Below are 1658 nucleotides of genomic sequence, written 5' to 3' on the forward strand. Positions count from 1 at the left end.
GACAACGTCCTATGTCGGGAAGCAGCTTTGGGCTTTGGCCAACAGGTCTCATCGCGCCGGCAGATCGCCGACGTCAGCAGTAAGCTGATCCAGATGGTTTCCACCGTCAACGGGATCGCTCCCAGCCATAGCAAACACAGGATCCAGCGGCATTGACGCGGCCGTGGTCCTCACCGTCCTCAAGACGAGATACGCACCCAGGTGGAAGGCCCGAACATTATCTACAGGGTCGCCTTTGGCGCCCTCACGGCACTTGCAGAGAGGGGTCCTTCCACCTGGCATCCGACCGTTCCAGGAACGGCCGGTATTCTGTTCCCGTCTTGACGACGGCATGCGCCACCCGCGCCATCTTGGCGGTAAGCGCGGTCATCGCCTTGCGACGGCGATCGGCATCGTCCACGTGACCGGCAACATAGCGACCAAGCTTGTCGCGGAAGCTGTTGTCACATTGGCGCGCGGCGACCTGCGCTGCCATCCAGAACGTTCGGCGCAGCCGGGCATTGCCGTACTTCGACAGCTTGGTCCGACCGCGGAACGTGCCGGATTGGCAGGCAGCGAGGTCGAGGCCGCAGAACTTCAGGAACTGGCGGTGATGGCCGAACCGCCGCAGGTCTCCGGCTTCGGCCAGGATTGTCAGAGCGTTGATCGGTCCGATTCCCGGGATCCGCCGCAGCAACTGGTAATCGTGATGATCGGCCAACGTGACCTGCGCGATCTCCTCGATCCGGTTGCGCTCCCGGATCAGGCCCCGAGCCTGGGCAATAATCATCCGGAACATCGTGATCGCCGCGCTTTCCTCCGGCACGGGCAACGCAATCGATGAGCAAGCCGTCTCGTAGATATCGTTGATCAGCCGAGCCTTGGAGACTTTGCGGCCGACCAGAGGCCAGGCCTCGGCCACGAACGCTTCCCGTTCCAGTGCGATGATGCTGCCGGGCGTCGGGAAGCGCTCGATCAGTGCCAGGAACCAATCCGAGCGGCTATTGCCGGCGAAGCGGCCGATCTCCGGAAAGTACAGCGGTAGGTAATGCGTCAGGATGCGGTGCCAGGTCTGCGTCTTGGCCTTCGAAATCGTCTCGTGCGTCTTCGACAACTCCTGGAGATCGTTGATGCCGGCGGCCAACGGGTCGACATAGGCCTGCGTGGCACCGATCCGCAGCATGTGCAGGATGACCTGGGCGTCCTTGGGATCGTTCTTGTCCCAACCGTTGTGTAGCGCCTCCCGCGTCCGGGCGAGCGCGACCGAGGAGATCAGCCGCAGCTCGAAGCCTGCCGTCAGAAGCCGATAGGCGAGCGTGCGATGGTAGTTGCCGGTCGCCTCGAAGCCGACAAGGATCGGCCGCCCGATCGCGGCAAGGTCCGCAGCCAGGCGGTCGTAGTCCTGCTTGGTCGCCATCACGGTCATCCGCCGGCGTCGACCGCCTTCTGGCCGTTCGATCAGCACCTCCTGGCGGTGCTTGGACATGTCGATCGCTACCAGCACGGCGCCGGTGGGAGTAGAAAAGCGCTTGGTCATGGTTGGCCTCGCTCCAAAGTGTTGTCTCGACAACCTCACTTTAGAGACCTTCTGGCCGGCCATGACCGCCGTGACGGCGCGCTGCGCTACGCAAGGCTTCGCGCGCCGTCAGGCAACGGTCGAGCCTCTTCCCAATGTGCTA

The 1658-nt window shown here is 63.3% G+C and carries 1 protein-coding gene and 1 pseudogene; one reads left to right on the forward strand and one right to left on the reverse strand.

Annotated elements, in window-relative coordinates; all coding sequences use genetic code 11:
- Positions 1 to 252: 252 nt before the first annotated feature.
- Positions 253 to 1516, reverse strand: a pseudogene (locus tag AC1DIO_RS35250) (IS110 family RNA-guided transposase); the annotation flags it as partial.
- Between AC1DIO_RS35250 and AC1DIO_RS35255 the strand changes: the two are divergent.
- Positions 1464 to 1658 (forward strand): hypothetical protein (locus tag AC1DIO_RS35255; RefSeq protein WP_476854939.1); only part of this gene is annotated, 195 nt, incomplete at its 3' end. The pseudogene AC1DIO_RS35250 and the gene AC1DIO_RS35255 overlap by 53 nt on opposite strands.

The sequence above is a fragment of the Allobosea sp. 05T439 genome, assembly GCF_056396005.1.